Below are 5,464 nucleotides of genomic sequence, written 5' to 3' on the forward strand. Positions count from 1 at the left end.
GGCGCCCGTCGCCGGTCAGTCGCGGCAGGACGCCTAACCGGCGGCGGCCCGCGCCGAACCGGCCGGGTCGACGCCCTCGATCAGCGCGGGATCGAGATCGCCGGGATCGCGGTTCAGATCGACATAGGCCCTGGCGGTGCGGGCCGAGGATCAGGTCGCGCCGTGCGCCTCGCCCGGGGCGATCAGCCGGTCGACCAGGGCGTCCTCGGCGCTGCGCAGGCTGGCCTCCGGCAAGGCCGGATCGGTTCCCAGGTCGGCGGGGTAGAGGTCGCCGGAGTGCGGCGAGGCGAAGACGAAGCGGCCGGGCGCGGCCGGGCGCCGGACATCGTAGGCCGCGCCGTCCACCGCCCCTCCGTCGTTCTCGCCGCCCGTGACCATCGACGGGGTCATAGCCTGTTTCGCCCGTTCATCCACAGCGGGCCGCTTCGCCGCCCCGGGGATTTTCATGGCGGGTTTACCTGTCCCGGCGTAGCGTCCCAGACCTGAGATCCCGGCATCGGGGCATGGGCGGACCTGAGCTGAATGGCGCGAATTCTACTGGCCGAAGACGACAATTCGCTTCGTGGTTTCCTGACGCGCGCCCTGGAACGCGCCGGCCATTCGGTGGTCGACTGCGAGAACGGCGACGACGCCATCGACGCCCTGGACCAGGGACCGTGGGACCTGCTGCTGACCGATATCGTCATGCCGGGCGCCGACGGCATCGAGGTGGCGCGCGTCGCCGCCGCCCGCCAGCCGGGCATCCGCATCATGTTCATCACCGGCTTCGCCGCCGTGGCCCTCTCGGCCGCCCAGGCCAGCCCGCAGGCCAAGGTCCTGTCCAAGCCGGTCCACCTGCGCGACCTGGTCGGCGAGGTGGAGCGGATGGTCGCGGCTTGATTCGAGGGCGCTGCCGCTCGGCTCGCGGAGCCTCGCTGCTTGAGCGCGGAACGCGGGTCTGATGGGCGGACCTCAGGCATGTCGGCGATCGGTTTGAGTTTGGCCTTGCGGTCGCCGAGGCCATCGGGTTATAGACCGCGCCTTCCCGCCCCGGGGCTTGTCTCCAGGGCCGTCAAGGCGGACGCGTAGCTCAGCGGGAGAGCACTACGTTGACATCGTAGGGGTCACAGGTTCAATCCCTGTCGCGTCCACCATTTTTCCCAAGACGTTCAATGCGCTAAAGAGCCGCTGCATGGCGGTCGAAGGACCGTTTGCGCCCCGGGGTCGTCAGCGGTGGGGTTCCGGTTCAGCCGGGGTCGGCGCCCGCCGATGAGCGGGCTCTCCTCGTCGAGGCAGGCTGAGAATTCTCCGACGGGCGTGACCACCTTCGTTCCCGGTCGGGCGTAGACGGCGCCCCTTCGGTTCCGCCGATCAAGGGCGCGCCTAGATCCGGGTCGCCGCCAGGAAGCGCTTGCGGTCGTTCTCGGTCCGGCGGCGGACCTCGGCCAGGGCCTCGGTCTCGGTGGCTTCCAGCATGGCCTCGAACAGGCGGTGGAAATGATCCCGCATCGCCGCCCGCGAGGCCTGGGGGTCGCGGTTGCGCAGGGCGGCGAGAATGGCGGCGTGCTCGTCGGTGCGGGCGTCCCAGTCGTGATGGCAGACGCTGGCGTAGACCTCCCGCACGCGCGGGAGTTCGTTGCGCATCCGCCAGATCAGCTGGATGCAGTGCTCGACCACCGGATTGCCGGCGATGCGCGCGATGGCGAGGTGGAATTTCTGGTCCGCCTCGGCCGCCGACTGGTCCGTGGCGCCCGGGTCGGTCATGGCCACGATCAGCTCTTCCAGCTCGGCGATCTCGGCGTCGGTGATGTGGGCCGACGCCAGGGCCGCGGCCTCGGCCTCGATCACGGCGCGGGCCGCCGTCAGGTCGAAGGCCGAGACGTCGGGAAGGGCGCCCGCCGCCGGCGCCGGACGCGCCTGGACGTAGACGCCGGAGCCCGTCTTGATCGCGATCCAGCCCTGGGCCTCGAGCGCGATCTCGGCCTCGCGGATGGTCACCCGGCTGACGCCGAACCGTTCGGCCAGGTCGCGTTCGCCAGGCAGGCGCGACCCCGGCGGGAAGTCGCCTGACTCGATCAGCGCCCGGATCTCGGTGGCGATCGATTGATAGAGGCGAGTCTCGGACATCGTCGGGGCAGATCCTTTTCCGCAGCGGCTCAGTAGACCCAGCGGAACGGGCCCAGGCAAGCGCCCAGGCCCGCCGTCCGGTCAGAAGCGGTAGCGCGCCCCCAGATAATAGCGGGGGCCGTAGGTGTTGTACTCGCGCAGGCTGCCCGGGACGGGCATGTCGTGGATGCGCGGCTCGTCGTTGAGGTTGGAGGCCTCCAGCATGAAGGACAGATGGTCGTTCATCCGGTACGAGGCCCGGAAGTCCCACACGCCGGTGTCGCGGATGTAGCGGTTCTGGGAGGGGGCTCCGACGAATTTCTGATAGTATTCCGTACGGTACTTGTAGATGCCCTGGACCTCGAACGGTCCGATCTCCCAATAGACGGACCCCGAGAACACCTGGTTGGACAGGCCGAAGATGCCGGCGGGCTGGACGATGCCGGGGGTGGTGGCGCCGGTGACCGGATTGAACTGCTGGCCCAGCCGCAGGTCATGGGTCTTGAAGGTCGAGTCGGCGTAGTTGTAGCTGAGCTTGAAGCCGATGCCGTCGAACGGCGCCGGCAGGTTCGACAGGCGGTGCGCCGCGGTGACCTCGAAGCCGGTCAGTTCGCTGTCCTCGTCGGTGGCCGAATCCTGGATGACCGGCACGGTCACCGTCTGGCCGTCGATGACGAAGGTCTCGTCGATCACGGTCGGGACGAAGCCGCCGTTGAACAGCTTGTAGTAGACGGCCACGCTGAGCATCGAATCCCGGTCCGGATACCACTCCAGCGACAGGTCGGCGTTCCAGGACAGGAGCGGCTCGGCGCGCGGGTTGCCGTTGGCGGTGATGCTGGCGATGGCGTCCTCGACGGTGGCGAACGACGTGCCCGGCTCCAGATTCAGGGTGCGGCCGGCGCCTAGGCTGGACGGATCGGGCCGCGACATGGCGCGGAACAGGCCGACCCGCAGCTGCAGGTCCTCGCGCATCTCGAAATTGGCGTTCAGGCTGGGCAGCCAGGCCTCGGAGCTGGACTCGATCGTCTGGCTCTCGAACTCGCCGGTGGGGACGAGGCGGATGGTGTTGTCCGGGTTGGTGACCACGTCGAAGGCGCCGCGCAGGCCGACCGAGCTGACGTCCGTCTTGACGTAGCGCAGGCCCAGGTTGCCGGTCACCGGGACGCCGAACAGCATGCTGTCGAACTCGCCGAGCGCGTAGAAGGCCGTCGTGTTCTCGGTGACGTCCCGGTTGCCGATGGCGCGCCGGTCGGCGTTGGGGCCGGTGTCCTCGACCCCGGTGATCGCCTGGAACAGGCAGCGGGCGTCGAAGGTCGCCCAGCTGGTGATGGTGTTGCCCGGCGCGCTGGACAGGAAGTCGTCCTGGCCGAAGTCCCGACGGCAGGCGATGTTGGCGTCGCGGATGGCCGCGGCGGAGGTGACGTTGACCTCGACCCGGTCGTCGCTGTCCTTGTAGGTCAGCTCCGAGAAGCGCATGCCGGCCCGGATCGTGGTCAGCCAGCCGTTGTCCAGCGCATAGGCGCCGTCGAAGCGGACGGCGGCGATCTTGTTGTCGCGGACGACCTCGTCGCGGCGGGCGCGCGCCGCGGCGCTGAAATTCTCCCAGCGGTTCAGGTCGTAGACCGGATTGACCACGATGGCGGGGATCAGGCTGTCGCGGTAGTCGAAGGTGTAGGCCACGCGCTGGCCGTTGATCACCCCGGCCACCGGCGCGCCGTTGATGTCGGTCGCGTTGGAGCGCAGGCGGACCTGCCGGTCCATCTCGCTGCGATGGGTGCTGGAGTAGGAGATGTCGGTCGACAGCGTCAGGGCGTCGGTCGGCGTCCATTCGATCTTCAGCCCGCCGCCCTCGTACTGCTCGTCGCGGATGCGGTAGGTCGGGGTGGATTCGATGGTGGTGTTGCCGGTGTAGGCCAGCAGCACGCCGTCCTCGCCGACCACCCGGTTGTTGGCCCCGCGCATGGTCTCAGAGAAGTTCAGGTCGTTGCGCTCCTCGGTGTAGGTGCGCCGCGAGTTCTGGTAGTCGAAGCTGATCTCCAGCGCGTCGCTGGGCCGCCACTGGACGGCGGCGAAGACCGCGTCGCGCTGGTCGTGCTCGATGAACTGGCGGTAGGTGCGGCTGCCGGCCGTCAGGTAGTAGGGCGTGCCGCCCGCGACCTGGGCCGCGGTCACCGGCGAGCAGTTCGAGGTGGTCGCCACGGTCTGGGCCCCGTTGCACGCGACCCAGGTCGAGCTGCTGGTGAACAGCTCCTCGGGGTTGGTGCCCTCCAGGCTCTGCACGCCCAGGGATACGCCCAGCCGTCCCGCCTCGCCCAGGTCGAACTGGTCGACATAGCTGGCGGTGCCGCGCCAGCCCACGCCGGCCGGATCGTGCAGGCGGTCGTCGTAGCCGGCGTAGAGGGCGCGGCCTTCCAGCTGGATGCGGCGGCGGCCGAAGTCGAGCGGCTGCACGGTCTCCATGTTGACGATGCCGGCGACGCCGCCCTCGACGAAGTCGGCGCGCTGGGTCTTGTAGACCGCCACCGTATTGATCAGCTCGGACGGGAACTGGTTGAAGTTGACCGAGCGGTCGCCGCTGCCGTTGGAGGCCTCGCGGCCGTTGAAGGTCGCCGCGCCGAGGAACGGCCCCAGGCCCCGGATCGAGATCTCGGACGCGCCGCCCTTCTCGCGGTGGGTCGAGGCGCCGGTGATGGTCTCGATGGCCTCGCCGATCGACAGGGCCGGCAGGTCGCCGATGTCCTCGGCCGACAGGACGTCGGCCACCACGGTCTCGTCGCGCTTGCGGCCGATCGAGGACTGGATAGAGCCGCGGATGCCGGTGACGACCACCTCGCCGATCTCGGTGGTCTCCTCGGCCGGCGGCGGCGTCTGGGGCGGCGGCTGCGGCGCGTCCTGCGCCATCGCCGGCGCGGCCATCAGGGGCAGGGCGATCCCGCCCAGCAGAGCCGTCTTGAGCGCCACGCGCCGGACCAGGGGACGCAGAGTCCCGTCGAGATGCCGCATTCTATCCTCCCTTGCCCGTATCTATCGGGCTTACCGGAACGGTTCGCTTAACTAGACCGATATGTCAACCAATTCGTGGAAACCGGCCTTCAGATTGGTCAGGCGGTCGACCTCCGAGACGGGCCCTGAGGGGCGTTCAAGTGAGCGCTAGTCTTTCCCAAGCGTGGAAGATCGCCGTTCAGGATCAAATCGCCAGTCCAATTTGCGCGATATGGACTAGCCAATCGGTTGACGGCTCGGAACAGTCTGCTAGCGTCAGTTGGAGAGGTCGAAGACCCGGAGGGAGGAGCCATGCTGTCGCGTTTCGCAGCCGCGGCCGCCGCGCTGGCGGCGGTCATCGCCATCGCCGGCACCCGGCGCAAGGACGCCCGCGCCG

The 5,464-nt window shown here is 69.0% G+C and carries 4 protein-coding genes and 1 tRNA gene; 2 read left to right on the forward strand and 3 right to left on the reverse strand.

Annotated features, from left to right (window positions below; all coding sequences use genetic code 11):
* Nucleotides 1-150: 150 nt before the first annotated feature.
* Nucleotides 151-390 (reverse strand): N-formylglutamate amidohydrolase, encoded by a 240-nt coding sequence (locus AC2W7C_RS12905; protein WP_486001802.1) that lies wholly within the window; start codon nt 388-390, stop codon nt 151-153.
* Between the two features lie 132 nt (nt 391-522).
* Between AC2W7C_RS12905 and cpdR the strand changes: the two genes are divergently transcribed.
* Both cpdR and AC2W7C_RS12915 read left to right on the forward strand, forming a co-directional pair.
* A complete protein-coding gene (gene cpdR / locus AC2W7C_RS12910; RefSeq protein ID WP_183201636.1) occupies nt 523-879 on the forward strand; it encodes a cell cycle two-component system response regulator CpdR in 357 nt (118 codons plus the stop codon).
* A 179-nt stretch (nt 880-1,058) separates the two neighbouring features.
* Nucleotides 1,059-1,133 (forward strand) — tRNA-Val (locus tag AC2W7C_RS12915).
* Nucleotides 1,134-1,362: 229 nt separating this feature from the next.
* Here AC2W7C_RS12915 and AC2W7C_RS12920 read toward each other — a convergent pair.
* The gene (locus tag AC2W7C_RS12920) at nt 1,363-2,106 is read right to left on the reverse strand and encodes a FadR/GntR family transcriptional regulator (protein WP_486001803.1); all 744 of its coding nucleotides are present in this window, start codon (nt 2,104-2,106) and stop codon (nt 1,363-1,365) included.
* 81 nt (nt 2,107-2,187) lie between these two features.
* A complete protein-coding gene (locus AC2W7C_RS12925; protein WP_486001804.1) occupies nt 2,188-5,088 on the reverse strand; it encodes a TonB-dependent receptor in 2,901 nt (966 codons plus the stop codon).
* Nucleotides 5,089-5,464 lie beyond the last annotated feature (376 nt).

Source organism: Brevundimonas sp. CURTG3B2_SDJG (assembly GCF_057364705.1).

What these genes read in the sequence shown, in the direction of transcription:
- AC2W7C_RS12925 (WP_486001804.1), bottom strand. Translation starts at nt 5,088, where the DNA reads ATGCGGCATCTCGACGGGACTCTGCGTCCCCTGGTCCGGCGCGTGGCG.
- cpdR (WP_183201636.1), top strand. Translation starts at nt 523, where the DNA reads ATGGCGCGAATTCTACTGGCCGAAGACGACAATTCGCTTCGTGGTTTC.
- AC2W7C_RS12920 (WP_486001803.1), bottom strand. Translation starts at nt 2,106, where the DNA reads ATGTCCGAGACTCGCCTCTATCAATCGATCGCCACCGAGATCCGGGCG.
- AC2W7C_RS12905 (WP_486001802.1), bottom strand. Translation starts at nt 390, where the DNA reads ATGACCCCGTCGATGGTCACGGGCGGCGAGAACGACGGAGGGGCGGTG.